This window comes from Rothia nasimurium, from assembly GCF_928381415.1.
Taxonomy (GTDB): Bacteria; Actinomycetota; Actinomycetes; order Actinomycetales; family Micrococcaceae; genus Rothia; species Rothia nasimurium_H.
Genome location: NZ_CAKMSF010000001.1, coordinates 1 through 16,553, shown reverse-complemented (window position 1 = coordinate 16,553; position 16,553 = coordinate 1). Strand labels below are relative to the sequence as shown.

At 60.3% G+C, this 16,553-nt stretch carries 15 protein-coding genes; 12 read left to right on the top strand and 3 right to left on the bottom strand.

What is annotated here, in order from left to right; all coding sequences use genetic code 11:
* Positions 1-31: 31 nt before the first annotated feature.
* From L7A20_RS00075 to L7A20_RS00065, 3 genes are all read left to right on the top strand, one after another.
* Positions 32-1,303 (top strand): DUF418 domain-containing protein, encoded by a 1,272-nt coding sequence (locus L7A20_RS00075; RefSeq protein WP_237221959.1) that lies wholly within the window; start codon positions 32-34, stop codon positions 1,301-1,303.
* A gap of 214 nt (positions 1,304-1,517) precedes the next feature.
* Complete coding sequence (locus L7A20_RS00070) at positions 1,518-1,832, top strand: DMT family transporter (protein WP_237187008.1); 315 nt, start codon at positions 1,518-1,520, stop codon at positions 1,830-1,832.
* A gap of 23 nt (positions 1,833-1,855) precedes the next feature.
* Positions 1,856-2,992 carry a glycerate kinase gene (locus L7A20_RS00065; protein ID WP_237221958.1) on the top strand — a complete coding sequence of 379 codons (1,137 nt, stop codon included), beginning with the start codon at positions 1,856-1,858 and terminating at the stop codon, positions 2,990-2,992.
* 26 nt (positions 2,993-3,018) lie between these two features.
* Here L7A20_RS00065 and L7A20_RS00060 read toward each other — a convergent pair whose 3' ends face one another.
* Positions 3,019-3,996 carry a siderophore-interacting protein gene (locus L7A20_RS00060; protein ID WP_237221957.1) on the bottom strand — a complete coding sequence of 326 codons (978 nt, stop codon included), beginning with the start codon at positions 3,994-3,996 and terminating at the stop codon, positions 3,019-3,021.
* 148 nt (positions 3,997-4,144) lie between these two features.
* Here L7A20_RS00060 and L7A20_RS00055 point away from each other — a divergent pair, with 148 nt between their 5' ends.
* The 3 genes from L7A20_RS00055 (at position 4,145) to L7A20_RS00045 (ending at position 8,536) form a co-directional block, all read left to right on the top strand.
* Positions 4,145-4,474 carry a hypothetical protein gene (locus tag L7A20_RS00055; RefSeq protein ID WP_237221956.1) on the top strand — a complete coding sequence of 110 codons (330 nt, stop codon included), beginning with the start codon at positions 4,145-4,147 and terminating at the stop codon, positions 4,472-4,474.
* Between the two features lie 15 nt (positions 4,475-4,489).
* Complete coding sequence (locus tag L7A20_RS00050; RefSeq protein ID WP_237221955.1) at positions 4,490-4,855, top strand: hypothetical protein; 366 nt, start codon at positions 4,490-4,492, stop codon at positions 4,853-4,855.
* Between the two features lie 84 nt (positions 4,856-4,939).
* On the top strand, positions 4,940-8,536 hold the full coding sequence (locus L7A20_RS00045) for a replicative DNA helicase (RefSeq protein WP_237221954.1): 3,597 nt from the start codon (positions 4,940-4,942) through the stop codon (positions 8,534-8,536).
* 39 nt (positions 8,537-8,575) lie between these two features.
* Here the strand turns inward: L7A20_RS00045 and L7A20_RS00040 are convergent, their stop codons facing one another.
* Positions 8,576-9,256 carry a TetR/AcrR family transcriptional regulator gene (locus L7A20_RS00040; protein ID WP_237221953.1) on the bottom strand — a complete coding sequence of 227 codons (681 nt, stop codon included), beginning with the start codon at positions 9,254-9,256 and terminating at the stop codon, positions 8,576-8,578.
* A gap of 139 nt (positions 9,257-9,395) precedes the next feature.
* On the opposite strand from L7A20_RS00040, the gene L7A20_RS00035 reads away from it, so the two are divergent.
* The 6 genes from L7A20_RS00035 (at position 9,396) to L7A20_RS00010 (ending at position 14,740) form a co-directional block, all read left to right on the top strand.
* On the top strand, positions 9,396-10,058 hold the full coding sequence (locus tag L7A20_RS00035; protein WP_237221952.1) for a DNA alkylation repair protein: 663 nt from the start codon (positions 9,396-9,398) through the stop codon (positions 10,056-10,058).
* A gap of 110 nt (positions 10,059-10,168) precedes the next feature.
* Positions 10,169-10,861 carry an Abi family protein gene (locus L7A20_RS00030; RefSeq protein ID WP_237221951.1) on the top strand — a complete coding sequence of 231 codons (693 nt, stop codon included), beginning with the start codon at positions 10,169-10,171 and terminating at the stop codon, positions 10,859-10,861.
* Positions 10,862-10,902: 41 nt separating this feature from the next.
* Positions 10,903-11,760 carry a uroporphyrinogen-III synthase gene (locus L7A20_RS00025; RefSeq protein WP_237221950.1) on the top strand — a complete coding sequence of 286 codons (858 nt, stop codon included), beginning with the start codon at positions 10,903-10,905 and terminating at the stop codon, positions 11,758-11,760.
* A gap of 16 nt (positions 11,761-11,776) precedes the next feature.
* Positions 11,777-12,364 carry a DUF421 domain-containing protein gene (locus L7A20_RS00020; protein ID WP_237221949.1) on the top strand — a complete coding sequence of 196 codons (588 nt, stop codon included), beginning with the start codon at positions 11,777-11,779 and terminating at the stop codon, positions 12,362-12,364.
* Positions 12,365-12,455: 91 nt separating this feature from the next.
* Positions 12,456-13,895 carry a sensor histidine kinase gene (locus L7A20_RS00015; protein WP_237221948.1) on the top strand — a complete coding sequence of 480 codons (1,440 nt, stop codon included), beginning with the start codon at positions 12,456-12,458 and terminating at the stop codon, positions 13,893-13,895.
* 35 nt (positions 13,896-13,930) lie between these two features.
* Positions 13,931-14,740 (top strand): response regulator transcription factor, encoded by an 810-nt coding sequence (locus L7A20_RS00010; protein ID WP_237221947.1) that lies wholly within the window; start codon positions 13,931-13,933, stop codon positions 14,738-14,740.
* Positions 14,741-14,873: 133 nt separating this feature from the next.
* Here the strand turns inward: L7A20_RS00010 and L7A20_RS00005 are convergent, their stop codons facing one another.
* Positions 14,874-15,857, bottom strand: a complete 984-nt coding sequence (locus tag L7A20_RS00005; RefSeq protein WP_237221946.1) for an LLM class flavin-dependent oxidoreductase — start codon at positions 15,855-15,857, stop codon at positions 14,874-14,876.
* Positions 15,858-16,553 lie beyond the last annotated feature (696 nt).

The window sequence follows — 16,553 nt, the reverse complement described above, 5'->3', positions numbered from 1 at the left end:
GAAGCAGAAGACCCACACACGAAAGGTAGCAATGGAGCGCCCACACCAGACCCTTCAGCCCCAGCCCCCTCAGACTCTTCCTGCACCTCGCATGCTTGTGCCCGATGTTGCCCGCGGGCTGATGCTCTGGGGTATTGCGGTGGCTAACGTGACCACCGCCTGGGTTCTCTTTGCCGGTGGCCCGGCGTCTATGACCGGGCGGGTGGTCGACGGGAGCTTCTGGGACAAGCTGACTATCATGTTCACCACCTCCTTTGTGCATGCCCGCGGCTTCCCCATGTTCTCGACCCTGCTGGGCTTTGGGGTGGGGCTGATTGCCGCCAGCCTCTACCGGCGCGGTTACCCCCTACCGAAGGCCCGCGGAGTGATCGCCCGCCGCTACGGCATGCTGGCGATCTTTGGCGGCCTGCACATGGTCTTTCTTTTCTGGGGCGACATTATGCTGGCCTACGGCCTGATTGGCCTGTTCATGGCCTGCCTGATTGCGGTGCGCACCAAGGTCCTGCTCTGGGTGGCCGGTACGCTTTTTGCCGTGACCAACCTGGTGGCTCTGGCCGGGGTGCTCCTGCTTCAGGCGGTGCTGGGCTCTGGCCAGCTCCAAGAGTTACTGAACGGCGGCAGTGGTGATTTGTTGCAGGTCACAAGCTACTGGTCGGTGCTTCTCAACGGCCTGATTGTGCTGCTGGGCAGCCTCCTCGGTGTGCCCATGCAGGCTTTCATGCTGCTCCCCCTGATGCTGCTGGGGTTTGTGCTGGCGCGAGAGGGCGTGCTGGCTGAGCCCGCGCGTCATCGCCGGGTACTGGTCTGGCTGGCCGGGGTGGGTCTGGCGGCTGCCCTGGGCACTGGCATCCCCGCCGGGCTTGAGGCCTTGGGTGTGCTGCATACCGGCGTTTTCGGGGTGCTCACGATGACCCTGGGCGTTCTGGGTGGCCCGGGCTTTATTGCCCTGCTGGCGCTGGCACTTGCCGGGGTTCAGGAGCGTGTGGACGCCGGTGCCCCCGTCCCTGCCCCGCTTCGGCCCCTGATTGCCCTGGGTAAGCGGTCTATGACCGGTTACGTGCTGCAGTCGGTGATTTTCTTAGTGGTCTTCGGTGGCTTTGCCCTGGGGCTCTTTGCGGACGCCGGTGCCTCCGTGCTCCTGCTGGTCGGCACAGGCGGGTGGCTGGTGACGGTTCTCGTAGCGGTGATCCTTGAAGCGGCGGGCAAGCCCGGCCCGCTAGAGGCCCTACACCGCAGGATGTCTTACGGTAAGGGCGGGCTAGCTGGCCAATATTCCCAGCTGGCACACAGGAACGGTATATAAGAGCTTAAGAAGGCTCCGCCATACTAGAGGTACAAGGTTCGAAAGAGCAGCCGCCCGCAGGGTAGCCCTGGAGAATCTCAAGAAAGCAGTAGTGTGTGTTTCTTGCACGGGGCCTAGCCCTGATGTGTAAATGTGTGTGTATTGATGAGGCCGGGTCGGGGGACCCGGCCTCATCGTTTTAAACTGTGCGAGTGCGCCCCTAGAATGGGTGCTTATGCACTGGCTTATTCTGATTATTTCTGGTCTCTTTGAAGCTGTCTGGGCAACGGCCCTGGGTAAGTCCGAGGGGCTGACCCGCTTGACCCCCACCCTGGTCTTTATTGGGGGTCTGGTGCTGAGCATGGTGGGCCTGGCCTATGCCATGCGGGAGCTGCCTACTGGCACCGCTTATGCTGTGTGGGTGGGCGTCGGCGCAACCGTCACCGTCCTCTACGCCATGGCGACCGGCACCGAGCCGGTTTCCCTGCTTAAGGTGCTCTTCCTGCTCATGATTGTGGCAGGTATTGTGGGGCTGAAAGTCACCTCTTAGAGAGATAGGCGCATAATAGACCCATGAAGGTTTTACTCGCTGTCGATAAGTTCAAGGGCACGCTCACCGGTGCCCAGCTCACTGAGGCGCTCGATGCCGGGCTGGAGGGGGCTAGCGGGTGCGAGATTATCACCTGCCCCATAGCGGACGGCGGTGACGGCACCGTAGATGCCGCCCTGGCCGCCGGCTACAGCGAGGTCATCTGCACCGTCACGGGCCCCTTTGCCGGCCAGCCGGTGACCGCCCGCTACGCCTACTCACCAGCTGAACGCACGGCCGTCCTCGAAATTGCTGAAGCGGGCGGCATTGCCCGCCTGCGCGAAGACCAGCTGGATACCTGGCGGGCCACTTCCTTTGGTGCCGGTGAGCTGATTCTGCACGCGGTGGGCGCGGGTGCGCGGACGCTCATTATCGGCCTGGGCGGGTCGGCCAGCACCGACGGGGGAGCGGGGCTTATGCAGGCGCTCGGTGTGATACTTCAGGACGCCGCAGGGCGCGACCTTGCCCCCGGTGGCGGGGCGCTGGGGCAGCTAGCTTCTGTTGATGTGACCGGGCTTGATGAGCGCCTAGCCGGGGTAGAGATCATTATGGCGAGCGACGTAACCAACCCGCTGTGTGGCCCGTCCGGTGCTGCTGCGGTCTATGGGCCCCAGAAGGGGGCTACCGAAGAGCAGGTGCCCCAGCTTGATCAGAACCTGCAAAAACTAGCCGATGCGGTAGAAGAAACCCTCAATGTTTCACGTGGAACATTTGCTACCGCGCCCGGTGCCGGTGCCGCCGGTGGCCTGGGGTTTACCTGCCTGTCGGTGCTCGGGGCCACCATGCGCCCCGGCGTGGAGGTCTGTTTCGAGCTCACCGGCTTCCACCGGGCGCTTGAGCAGGCAGATATCGTCATCACTGGCGAGGGAAAGTTCGACGAACAGACCCTGCAGGGCAAGGGCCCGGCAGGGGTCGCGGCAGAAGCCTCCGCCCGCAACCTGCCAGTCATTGCCGTCTGCGGAATCAGCGAACTATCCTCCGACCAGGCCCGTGCCGCCGGGTTCACCGCCATCTACTCGGTCGTGGGCGACACCCAAGCTACCCTGGAAGAATCCCTGGCCAACCCGCGTCCTTACCTCCACGAACTAGCGGCCACCATCGCCAGCACCCACCTGCGCTAGACCCTTCCCCTACTACGGCGCGAGGACTACTTCTTCTTCCAATACCCCTTAGCGTAGCCGTGCCCCTTGGGTACGCCCAGCTGTCGCCGCGCCCAGATACGCACGGGGTGGATAGACCCGGACTCGCCCGCCAGCCAGGTGCACACCGACCCCTCCGGCAGGGGGTAGCCCATCACGGCCTCAGCCAGAGCCCCGCGCCGGGCAGAATCCACCCAGACCACCTCAAAATGCTCAGGAGCAGCAATCACCTGCTGCGAGGCCTCCCCGGGCACCTCAATAAAGGCCGCGCCCCGGGCGCTCGCGGGCAGACTCTCAATCCAGCGAGCCATACCGGGTAGGCCACTCTCGTCCCCGGCCAGCAGGTAAAAGTCGTAGTCGTCGCTGATGGAATAGCCCGACTTCGCACCCAGAAAATGCGCGCTATCGCCCACGGCAACGGTGCGGGCCCAGGTGGTTCCAGCCCCGTGCTCGTGCAGCATGATGTTAATTTCCAGGGCCCCGGTGTGCTCATCAAAGCGCCTGACCGTGTACTTGGCGGTGGTGGTCGGCTGGCTCCATCGCGCCTTGCCCTTCTCGAAGGTCGGCGCGGGCAGCACCTCCCCCTTCTTGCCGGTCACCAGGTAGATGTACTCACCCACCAGCCCCTGGGCCTCAACCCGCTTGCCGTCAGCAGGCTCAGCAACCACCAGCATGACGGTGGGGGTCAGGTTCCCCACCTCGGTGACCCGGTAGTGGGAGTAGCCGCCCCGGTACTTGCCCGATTTCATGGGCTGGGGGTAGGACGCCCCCGCCCCGCCCCGGCTGCCCCCGGCATCTGAGGCGCGGGTTGGGTTCTGCACAGGGGAGGCCGCGAGCGCCGAACCCTGCCCGGCGGTGAGCGCCTTTTCCAGCTTCTCCACCCGCTTGAGCAGCTGCTTATGCCCCTTCTTCAGGTACTTCACTTCGGCCTTGAGGCTCTTGAGCTGCTCCTTGGCGTCCTTGCCCTTGCTCTTTGTGCTGCCCACCGGCGTCCTTTCTCTGGCTACGACCAGCCCCTCTTGGTGCTGGCCAGCTCAATCTCTAGTACTTAAGTACTCTAGCTAGAACCCATGCTACCGAGATAAAGTTAAGCCCATCACATCACCGTCGCTGTGGACACCAAAGGAAGTAGCTATGACTCTTTCCCCTACCCCCGGCACCCCCGCCCTCAACCGAGCAGCAGGACTACTGATCTGGGGCGGAATTGGGCTTCCCCTTGCTGCCTTTATCGCTGGGCTGACCTACTCCGACCCCTCCTGGGTTTTATTCAACCTTCTCCCTGCTGCTTTTGGCGGCGGCATCATTGTTTTCAACCTGGGACTTATCCTCGGTTTGGTCGCAGTCTACAGAGGCCAAGCCGGGCAGGTGCTGCGCACCGCCCTATGGCTGCCCATCTCACTGGTAGTTAGCGCTCTTCTTATTTTCTGGGTAGGGGCACTCATCGCCCAGAGCCCCACCTTCTAACCCCAGGAGAACACAATGTCAGACAGCACCCAACCCCACGTCACCGGTTTTCACACCACCGACCCCCGATCCACAGGAGCGGCTACTACCCTTACTATCATCGGTGTCGTCCTCCTCCTGACCCCCGTAGCGCACCTGCTCGCTGTTCCCCTGGGCCTCTTAGGAGTGCCTGTCGCCAAAGACTGGGTAGAACTCAGCTACGACCCTTTCGGTGCCAATATCCTTCTTGCCATCGTGGCCTTGGCTCCCGGCTACTTCTGCCTCCTCGCAGCCCTACGCCGCGCCCCCTCCATACCCCGCCTTATCGCAGCAGCCACAGCCCCCACCCTGGTACTGCTCTATGCCCTCTTTGCCGTCTACTACTACCTCACCAGCATCTAGTCTCACAGCGAAGCGGTGGTCTCCGGGCGCTCGCAGGTGAGATGATAGAAGCTCACCATATTCTTCACCACCGAGGGGGCCGCCTTGTCTGAGAGCCAGTCTGAGTTCGTCCGCACACCACCGCACGACGACACCGCCGAGCAGTCGGTACTGGGCGGCATGATGCTCTCCAAGGACGCCATCGCCGACGTCGTTGAGGTCATTGGCGGCGGCGCTGATTTCTACAAGCCCGCCCACGAGATGATCTATGAGGCTATCATCCACCTCTACGGGCACGGCGAGCCGGCGGACGCCATCACCGTAGCCGACGAGCTGACCAAGCGCGGTGAACTGAACCGCGTGGGCGGGGCAGCCTACCTGCATTCCCTGATTGCGGGCGTCCCCACCGCTGCTAACGCCGGGTTCTACGCCGAAATCGTGGCTGAACGCGCCATGCTGCGCCGCCTGGTTGAGGCTGGCACCAAAATTGTGCAGCTGGGCTACTCCGGCGACGGCGAAGCTGAGGCTCTGGTCAACGCCGCCCAGGCCGAGATTTACGGCGTCTCTGCCAACAACACCAAGGAAGACTACGTCCCCCTCTCTGAGGCCATGAACAGCACGGTCGAAGAGATTGAGGCCAACGGTTCCCGCGACGGCGGTATCCACGGCGTGCCCACCGGCTTCATCGAGTTCGACGAGCTCACCGCCGGCCTGCAAGCTGGCCAGATGATTGTAATCGCGGCGCGTCCGGCAATGGGTAAGGCGCTCGCCCTTGATACCCCCATCCCCACCCCCACAGGCTGGACCACCATGGGCGATATCCGCGTGGGCGACACCGTTCTGGGCGCAGACGGGCACCCCACGACCGTCACGAACGCTACCAACGTGATGACCGGGCGTCCCTGCTTCAAGGTCATTTTTGATGACGGAACCGAGATTATCGCGGACGCCGAGCATCAGTGGCTCACCGAAACCCGCGCGTCCCGTCGGGCCCGCTCATCAGCTCTGGTGGGTTCAGGCGGGGGGCGTGTGCGGACGTCCGTGGGCGCGCAGGTGCGCACCACTGCTGAGATTCGTGAGACGGTTCGCTGCGCGACGGCTGACCGTCGAGCCAACCACTCCATTGCTAACACCCGCCCACTCCAACTGCCCGAAGCTGACCTACTAGTCGCCCCCTACACCCTGGGAATTTGGTTGGGTGATGACTCAACAGCCTTGGCTCCGAGTGCTGAGAGCCTACGTACTCTGGGCGTTCTGAATAATAAGCACATTCCTATGCAGTACCTACGGGCCTCTGAAGCGCAGCGCCGAGCTTTGCTGGCAGGGCTGCTCGATAGCGACGGCACCGTTACAAACGCCGGGTGTATTCAGTTCACGGTTACGAACCGCCAGCTGGCATACGATACCCAGGAGCTGGCACTTTCTTTGGGGTACCGCACGGGTATGGCAACGAAAAAGGTCAAGGGCAGTAGCGAGGCTACGTCGACGGCCTACAAGCTGACCTTCTCTTCCTCTGATTCTGTTTTTGCTCTGTCTCGCAAGAATCAGATGCACCGTGACCGCGATGCCCGTCCGACCGCTAAGCGAAGCTCTCGCTACATTGTTGCTGTGGAGCCTGTTGATTCTGTGCCGGTGCGCTGTATTGAGGTAGATAACGAGCAGCATCTTTTCTTGGCTTCTCGCGCTTTTGTACCCACCCATAATTCTACGTTTGCCCTAGACATCGCCCGGTCTGCTGCCATTAAGCACGGTATGACCACGGTGTTCTTCTCCCTGGAAATGGGCCGCAACGAAATCGCTATGAAGATTCTGTCGGCTGAGGCTGGTATCAATCTGTCTGATTTGCGTAAGGGCAAGCTGGACGATGACCAGTGGGCCAAGATTGCTACCGCCATGGGCAAGATGGACTCTGCTCCGCTCTTTATCGACGATTCACCCAACATGACCCTGATGGAGATTCGCGCTAAGGCCCGCCGCCTGAAGCAGAAGAATAACCTCAAGCTGATTGTTCTGGACTACCTGCAGCTGATGAGCTCGGGTAAGAAGGTTGAGTCGCGCCAGCAGGAAGTTTCGGAGTTCTCGCGTGCCCTCAAGCTGATGGCTAAGGAGCTTGAGGTGCCCCTGATTGCCCTCTCGCAGCTGAACCGTGGCTCTGAGCAGCGTACCGATAAGAAGCCGCAGGTGTCGGACCTTCGCGAGTCGGGCTGTCTGACTGCCGATACTCGTGTGCTTCGCTCTGATACGGGAGCTGAAACAACGATGGGTGAGCTTTTTGAGCAGGGTGCTCAGGACGTCCCGGTATGGTCCCTGGGGGACGACATGCGTTTCGTGGAGAGGCACCTGACCCACGTCTTTTCTACGGGCGTGAAACCTGTGTATCGTCTAACGCTAGCTTCGGGTAAGACCCTGCGCGCTACCGCCAATCACCCCTTCTTTACCTACACAGGCTGGAAGGGGCTGGGTGAGCTTGCAGTGGGCGATCGTTTGGGCGTACCCCGCCACGTCAACGGGCCGTCTGCCCGGACGCACTGGAGCGACGAGCAGGTCATTTTGCTGGCTCACATGATTGGTGACGGATCTGCTTTAGCTCGACAGCCAATTCGTTATGCATCTATTGATGAAGAGAACCTCTCTATAGTTGCTAAATCTGCATACAAGCAGTTCGGAATTGAAAGCGTCAGGGATACTCACGAAGCAGCGCGTTGTACTTCTTTGCGACTGCGCTCGCCGGAGAAGCTAACCCACGGTAAGCGGAATCCGCTCGCTGCATGGCTCGATGATTTAGGTCTTTTCGATAAGCGGTCGTGGGAAAAATTTATTCCAGATCAGGTTTTTGCCCTGCCTAAACAGCAGATTGCCCTCTTTATTAGACATCTATGGGCAACTGACGGCTCTGTTACCGTAAATAAGAACGGGCGTTCAGGACGTATCTACTACGCCTCAACTTCTCGTGTCATGCTGGACCAGCTGTCTCTTCTGCTTCTGCGGTTTGGTATTAACACTCGTGTTCGCGGTACCACCATTAAGGGCGAGTACCGTCAGGGGTACAGTCTCGATATCTCCGGACGCGATGAACAGCTCCGCTTCTTGCGTGAAATCTCTGTTTACGGGGAACGCGCTAAGAGTTGCGAGAAACTGCTTGCGGCAATTACTGCTGAAGGCGTTCGCTCTAACACCAACGTTGATACTGCTCCGGTGCAGGTGTGGGACGATGTTAAGAAAATCCTGTCTGAGAAGGGAATGACGCATCGTGAATTCCAAGCTGCCATGGGTTCAAAGTATTGTGGTTCGGCCTACTATAAAAGCGCACCCTCCCGCTCTCGTTTGGCAAAGGTAGCTAGCGTCCTTGATGCCGCTGAGCTCGACATGCTTGCGGTCAATGACCTTTTCTGGGACACCGTCACTTCTATCGAGTACGAGGGGGAAGAAGAGGTTTTTGACGCCACTGTGCTAGGGAACCACAACTTCATCGCCAACGGCATCACCGTTCATAACTCTATTGAACAGGACGCTGACATGGTCATTCTCTTGCACCGCGAGGATTACTACGAGAAGGAATCAACCCGCGCAGGCGAGGCGGACGTCATCGTCGCTAAGCACCGTAACGGCCCCACCAAGACTATCGCGGTCGCCTTCCAGGGGCACTACTCGCGCTTTGCCAACATGGTGCACGACTCTTACACTGGCACCGAGACCTTCTAACCCCAGCCTGACAGAAGCCCCCAGGAGTCGGCCCTCTCCTTAGAAGAGGCCGTCAAACAGCGACAGCTGCTCCTGGGGGTTCTTCTTTTTCGGCGCGGGCCGGGTCTTACGGGAGAGAGAATTCCCCTCAAGATAGCTCTGGACTGCCGGTGCGGCGCGTTCAGCCAGTTCATCGGTGCTGAGTGCGACAAGGTGGGGGAGTCCCAGAAGGTAGCGTCCTACCGCTACCCCTAGCAGGTGGGCGCTTAGGAGCTCCGCGGACGCCTCATCCAGGCTAAGCTTCAGCGGGTCGGCACAGCTTTGGGTAAGGTGCTGCGCCAGAGCTTCCTTGATGGCGGGTGCCCCCGTGGCTGACGCAAGAGCCGAACGAACTAGACCTATAAGCAGCGGCCCTGTCTCGGGTGATTCCCACAGGTGCAGGTAGGTCGCGACAAGATCGGTAGCCCGGTCGCCGCTGCTGAGTGTTGTGGCCTGACTGGTTGAAAGTTCCATCACCTCATTGAGCAGGGTTGTAAAGAGTGCTTCTTTTGACCCAAAGAAATGTCGAATGAGGGCGGGGTCAACCTTGGCCTGCGCAGCGATAGCCCGTACAGAAGTACCCTCGAACCCGTGTTCAGCAAAGAGATTGGTTGCTGCCCGCAAAATGTCGTCGCGGGAGCGGGTGCCGCCGCTGCGTCGTCCGCGGGGCGAGCCGGAAGTAGTAGAGTGCTGAGCTGCCATATGCCCAGTCTACCCAGAATTCCCCACTCGTAGATAAAATTCATCAAGCGTAGAATAATATCCCCACCTGTTGAATTATGTAGGGTGGACTAAAAGACCCGTTCGCAAACCCCGATAACTCATCACCTGAAAGAGCCCCATGAACTTCTCTACCCTGCATGAAACCTTGGTTGCGGCGTCCAATCCCGCCAATGCCGCCCCCATGGCTGCCTACATGCGCAATCAATTCCCCTTCCTGGGAATTAAAACCCCACAGCGCCGGGAACTCATCAAACCCCTGCTGGCAGAGGCCCGGGTAGAAGCTAAGACTCAGGGTATAGATCGCAGCTTCGTTGAGGCCTGCTGGCAGGCTCCGGAACGGGAGTTCCAGTACGCCGCGCTCGATTATCTACACGCCCTGCGCCGCTACCTCGAACCTGAAGACATCGACTGGTTGCGGGATCTCATCGAAGAGAAAAGCTGGTGGGACACCGTTGACCGCCTCGACACCATGGTCGGCGAGATCCTCTGGCGTAACCCCAACGACGACCTCATTCTTGCCTGGGCGCAGGACGCCAACATGTGGGTCCGGCGCGTCGCCATTGACCATCAGCGCCCCCGCAAGGCCGCTACCGATACCGTCCTGCTCGAAAAAATCATCACCCTCAACTTTGGCTCTAGGGAGTTCTTTATTAATAAGGCCATTGGCTGGTCCTTGCGTGAGTACTCCAAGACCGACCCCGCCTGGGTCGCAGACTTCATCGCCCGCCACGGTACCCGCATGGCCCCTTTGAGTGTGCGTGAAGGTTCTAAGCGACTCTAGATAAGTAGATAACTAGCTGATATTCTGGAGCGTAGAAGCCCCGGTGGAGCGCTACTTCAAACTCATGTTGGAGTATTCTCGCCGGGGCATTGTCATATCACAAAGGAGTGATGTCTAGGATGCAGGAAACTCATTGGGTAGAGCAGTGGCTTTCAGCGGAAAGATGGGAAACCTATAAGCGTGCAGCTCATGAAGATTCTAATTTAGCCCTGCGTCTATACGAGTGGAATACTCAGCTGGCAGGGGCAATCATGCACGATGTGGCTCATATCGAAGTAGCCCTTCGCAATACTTACAACCGTGTCATTTCTGACTCGTGGCCTGGTTCAAATCACTGGCTACTAGATTCTGTATCACCTGTAAGAGCGCCTTTGATACGAGTACGGAATGGGCAGAAAAGAGACTTGAACGCCCGTAACCGTTTAAGTATTGATGAAGCGGCGAAACGTACTCGCTTATCGAACCCCCTACCTGGGCAAATTATTGCTGAGTTATCTTTTGGGTTCTGGCGTCACCTTACATCGGCGGCGTTAGAGAAAACTTTATGGGTGCCGTATCTGCACGAAGCCTTTCCTTCTAAAACAGATCGAAAGAAAATAGACCGGGCTCTTGCTCTTGTGAATGGTGTGCGTAACCGTGCAGCGCACCACGAGCCTTTATTTACCGGCCGAAGACTACAAGAGGTTACGGAGGCACACCAGGCTATCGGTATGCTCGCTTTCATGTTTCTCCCGGAGCTCGGTGAGCATCTTCGCCAAACAAGTTCTGTGAACTTGTATTTAGAAAATCGTCCCTCGGAGTAGGGATTCTTCTGTCATTTCCACCCCGGCGGTACCCTGGTGTTATGACTTCCTCAGCTTCCTCACCCCGCGCGTCCGCCGCTCCCGATGCCGGCCTGCTGGCCGGTAAGACCATTGCCGTGACGGCCTCCCGTCGTACTCAGGAGCAGGTTGCTGCTTTCGAGCGGCAGGGTGCGCGCGTGCTGGTGGCCCCCACCGTCTGTATCGTGCCGGTAGCAGATGACACCGAGCTGCACGCGGCCACCGACCACATCATTGCCCACCACCCCGACGTCCTGCTGGTCACTACCGGTTACGGCCTGAACGGCTGGTTTGATTCTGCCCGCGAGCGCGGTCTTGAGGAGCAGCTGCGGCAGGCTCTTGCGGGGGCTACGATTTTGGTGCGTGGCGCTAAGGGCCGGGGTGCGGTGCGTGGTTTGGGGTTTGAGGACGCTGGTATGGCGGCGCAGGAGCGTACGTCGGCTTTGGTGGATTTGGCGCTTGAGCGTGGTGTGGCTGGGTTGCATGTGGTGGTTCAGCAGCACGGGTCGCCGGATGCCGCCGAGGAGCGGCGTTTGGTGGATGCGGGGGCGCGGGTGACGGCTGTGGTGCCGCATAGGTGGGAGGCTCCTGAGCATCCTGAGCTGGTGGATGAGTTGATTGATGCCCTGGTGAGCGATGAGCTGGATGCGGTGACGTTTACTGCTGCTCCTGCGGTGTCTGCCCTGTTTGAGGCGGCGTCGGCTCGCGGGGTGTTGCCGCAGGTGATTGAGGCTTTTAAAGCGGGGACTATTGCTGCTGCTGTGGGGCCGGTGACGGCTGAGCCTCTTGAAGAGGTGGGTATTGTGCCTGTGGCTCCTGAGCGTTTCCGTCTGGGGGCGCTGGTGAAGGAGCTGACCGCGGCCCTTGCCGCTAGCAGGTAGACGACGAGAGGGGCTGGTGACTGTGTTTGAGCCGCCGCAGGGGTGGGGCCCTGCTCTGATTGAGTATTTGGGTATTGAGCCCTGGCGTATTCCGATTGTGATGCTCTCTGCCCTGGGCATTTACCTGACTTTTTTGGTGCTGGTGCGTATCTTTGGGGTGCGGGTGCTGAGCGGCTGGAACGGTTTTGATGCGGTCATCATCATTATGTTTGGTGCGGTGGCTGGCCGCGTGATTATTGGGCACCCGCCGACGCTGGCGTCTGGCATGGTGGGGCTGGGCACGCTCATGCTGCTGGAGAGTATTTTTGGTGCGGTGCAGTCGGTGACCGGCATCAGGCACATCAATCACAAGCCCCGGGTAATTATGGCTCATGGCAAGTTCGTGGTGCGCCATTTGAAGCGCTCGCATTTGGCGCCGGCTGAGGTGTATGCAGCCCTGCGGAAGGCCGGGGTGTCGCAGCTGAGTCAGGTGCAGTGCGTGGTGCTGGAGGCTACCGGCCAGCTGTCGATTGTGCGTGAGGGCGTGGAGATCGATCCGCAGCTGCTGCGTGGAGTGGTGGGTGCCGATAAGGTGTTGAAGAAGCGGCCAGGACGCCCGAGGTAGAGCTAGCTCTACCCGACAGCTGGGGTGCGGGTGGAGTAAGAGTAGAGACCGCCCCACTGTGCGCGGGCGGTAGCCGCGAAAGAATAGAAGCATGACAAGCACCGATTACACCCTGCATGACGCCGCACCTGCCGCCCCTGCGGCAGGGAGCCAAGCACCGGCGTCCTTTGACATTGACTCTGCCAAGCAGCCCAAACCCGTCAAGAGCCTGTGGCGCCGTATGGCCAACCCCTTCTATATCTTTACTGCCGGCCCCTGGATTGCCTTTGCTGTGCTAGTGGCTCAGGGCATTGTTGCCTCCCTGGTATCTGGCCTGGCTGCCTCACTGATTGGGCTCCTGGTTCTGCCCTTCGTGGCGATCGGCTTCGGCGTGTATGAGCGCTGGCGTCTGGCTAAGACCGGTCACGGTGTCGTCGCCAACGGCCACGTGGACTACCCCAAGGCTGGTTTCTTTGAAGGTGCCCTTTTCCGCCTCAAAGAGATTGCCACCTGGCGCGAGGTCGGCTCCCTGGCTCTGACCACCGTCTGGGGCTGGCTCGCCGGTGTCGTCCTTTTCCTTCAGATCATGATGATCGGTGCCGCGGTTGCTGTTGCCTCCTACCTGTATACGGGCAGTAGGCTCTACCTCGACTGGCAGCACCTATCCCTTTACTCCCAGGGGGAACTGGACTACTACATCAACCGAGGTCTTCTCCCCTCAACCGGTCAGATTTTTGAGGTAGGCCCCCAGTACTGGTGGGTCTTCCTGGCAGCTATCCCCGTTCTGCTCATCATCTTTGCCTACGTCAACGGTCTGCTGGCTGCCACCGGTGGAAGCCTCTCCAAGCTCATTCTTTCTCCTCGCCCCGAGGAGCAGGAACGTCAGCTGGCCCGTCTGACCGCTTCTCGCGCCACCATCGTCGACGCCTTCGAGGGTGAACGCCGCCGTATCGAACGCAACCTGCACGACGGCGTCCAGCAGGAACTGGTCAACCTCAACCTGCGCCTTGGCCTAGCCGAGATGGAAGCGAAGAACCTGGCTGCCGACACCCAGGACGCCCGCGCCGCAGCCCTGCTCAACCACGTCACCGAGGCCCGCACCCAGCTCTCCCACGCCCAGCAGACCCTGCGCGACACCGTCCGCGGTATCTACCCGGCAGTGCTCGAAGACCACGGCCTCAAAGCCGCCCTGGAAGAACTGGTGCGCCACAGCGTCCTGCCGGTCCACCTGACCTACGACGCCCCCACCCGCCTGCCGCGCGATATCGAGCGCACCGCCTACTACACCGCCAACGAGGCTCTGACCAACACCCTCAAGCACGCCCAGGCCCAGTTCGTCTCACTGTCAGCGTTTGTTGCCGGTGAGTCCCTGGTGGTCACGGTTGAGGACAACGGCATCGGCGGCGCTGACCCCGCCCGCGGCACCGGCCTCGCCGGCCTGGTAGAACGCGCAGCCGCCCTGGGTGGCACGGTGCAGGTGGATTCCCCTGCCGGTGGCCCCACCCGCCTGACCCTCGCCCTGCCCCTACCCAAGGGCTCAACAACCCTGTAGCGTTTCACGTGAAACGTTGTCACGAAAGGTGCCCCATGCGCATTATCCTCGCCGAAGATTCCGCCCTGCTCCGCCAGGGGCTGACGATGGTGCTAGGAGCGCTGGGGCACTCCGTGCTTGCAGAAGCCGAGGACGCCCCCACCCTGCTCACCGCCGTCGAGGCGGCTATGGCGGGGGAGGGGGTCGATGCTGTCATTACCGATGTGCGCATGCCACCTACCCACACGTCCGACGGTCTGAAGGCTGCCCTGCAACTGCGCGAAACCTACCCGGGGCTGCCGATCGTGGTGCTCTCCCAGTACATCACCACTGCCTACGCCCGCGAGCTTTTTGCCCGCTCCGCGGCCGGGCTGGGCTACCTGCTCAAAGACCGGGTGGGGGACGTCGAAGAATTCGCCCGTGCCCTCGACACCGTGGTGGCAGGTGGCACCGTGATCGACCCGGACGTCGTCCAGCACCTGCTCGGCGGCACATCCTCTAGCGGGCAGACCGCCGGGCAGGTACACGGGGCACTGCCGGGCACCGCTGCCGATACTTCCAGTGCGGACGCCCCCGCCCCCTCTTCCTCCCCCGGGGCAGGTACTGCCGGGGGAGCGTCCGCTCCTTACACCGCCCATGCGGCAGCCCACCCCACCGAGGGCAAGCTGGCCAGGCTTTCCCCGCGCGAGCTAGAAATCCTGCGGCTCATGGCGCAGGGGCGATCCAACGCAGAAATCGAAGCTGAGCTCTTTATATCCCCGGCCACTGTTGCCAAGCACGTGGGCAATATCTTCGACAAGCTCGACCTGCCCGCCGATACTGGTAACCGCCGCGTCCGCGCGGTCTTGGCTTTTCTAGAGGGGTAGTTGCCCATACTAAGGGTGTAGCAGGCTCGCAGCGAAGCTGCTGGCTCGGCGGCTGGCGTGAATCGCTTGTGAGCGTCAGCGAACCAGCGAGAGGGTCGGCAGCGAGTGCGAGCCTGCTACACCTTTCTTTGTTCTACTTCTGAATCATGGCCTGCGCCAGAACCTCAAGGCCGCGGTGGGCCTGTTCCGTGCTGGGGGAGAGATTAGAAATCATTAGCTCGTCGGCCTGTACCGAATCAGCGAAGCGGGTGAGGTAGTCACCTACCTGCTCCGAGGTGCCTACCGCGGTGTAGCGCAGCATGTCCAGGATTTGCTGGCCCTGGGGTGAAGCGACCAGCATATCCAGCTCGTCGTCGCTCAGGTCGCGGTCATCTAGGCGCATCATGGACTTCACCCGCTGCCGGTGCGCAATCACCTGCTGGGCGCGGGCGTCCTCTTCTGTATCGGCGGCAATCACGTTAGCCGCAGCGATCACGTAGGGCTGCTCTAGCTGCTCTGAGGGGGTGAAGCGCTCGCGGTAGACCGCTATGGCCTGTTCCAGGTGAGTGGGGGCGAAGTGGGAGGCAAAGGCATAGGGCAGGCCCAGGGCGCCAGCGAGGGAAGCGCCGAAGAGGGAGGAGCCCAGAATGTAGAGGGGCACATTGGTCCCTGCCCCCGGGGTAGCGTGGACGCCGGGCACGCGGGTGTCCCCGCTCAGATAGCCTGCGAGTTCCTGGACGTCCTGGGGGAAGTTCTCTGCGTCCTGCGGGTTCCGGCGCAGGGCGGCGAGGGTGCGCATGTCGGTGCCGGGCGCCCGGCCTAGGCCCAGGTCGATGCGGTCGGGGTACATTTCGGCCAGGGTGCCGAACTGTTCTGCCACGGTAAGAGGGGAGTGGTTGGGCAGCATGACGCCGCCAGCTCCCAGTCGAATGGTTGAGGTCTGTGCACCAACGTGGGCAATAAGCACTGCCGGGGCGGCTGAGGCAATGCGCTGCATGTTGTGGTGTTCTGCGTACCAGATGCGTTCGTAGCCGAGCTTCTCTGCGTGCTGGGCTAGAGCTACAGAGCGTTTGAAGCTGTCTGCGGGGCGTTCACCCGGGAAAATCAGGGCAAAGTCGAGCAGGGATAGGGCTGGCATGGTGAATGTCCTTCTCTATATAGGGGTTGTGTACGCCTGGCATAACGGCCAGGAGGGGGTGCGATATTCCTTGATAGGGGGTGAAAATGGGCCTTACGGTGGCCTGAGGAAGATTTTTGAGGGATTTTTTGGTGTAGTAGGTCATAGATTTAAGCCATAGACCTGCCTCACTAAATTCTTCTGACGAGGGAAAACATTCTTGATGAGTGTGGTTTTTGGGGTCAAAAAGGGGTGCAAGGACGCCTGTGGCTGGTTTTTGGGGGAATTTTCGACTTGCGAAGTGTTTTGAACCTGCGTAGAGTATTACGAGTCGCCACGGCACAGGGGAAACCCACCAAGCGACAAAACACCTAGTCACATAGCGAATTCAGGCCCAAGCAGGCAGCTGACCACCAGGACTCATACGAGTCAGGTTGTGAAGTAACAAACCAGCCAAAAGCCACTGTGAAACACAACACGGAACACCGAGTTGACACACAGAAAAGAAACGCGATAGACTAGACGAGTTGCCCAAACGGGTAACACAAAAACTGAGAATGACCGATACGAAACACCGGCCAGTTTTACTGGCTAGGGTTGAGAATGCGGTTTGTTGCTTGAAAACTCAATAGCGTACCAATGTTATAAATAACATTCTTATCGTCCACACTACACACTAGTGTTCACACATGAACACCAGGTAGTGCGGAAATTGAA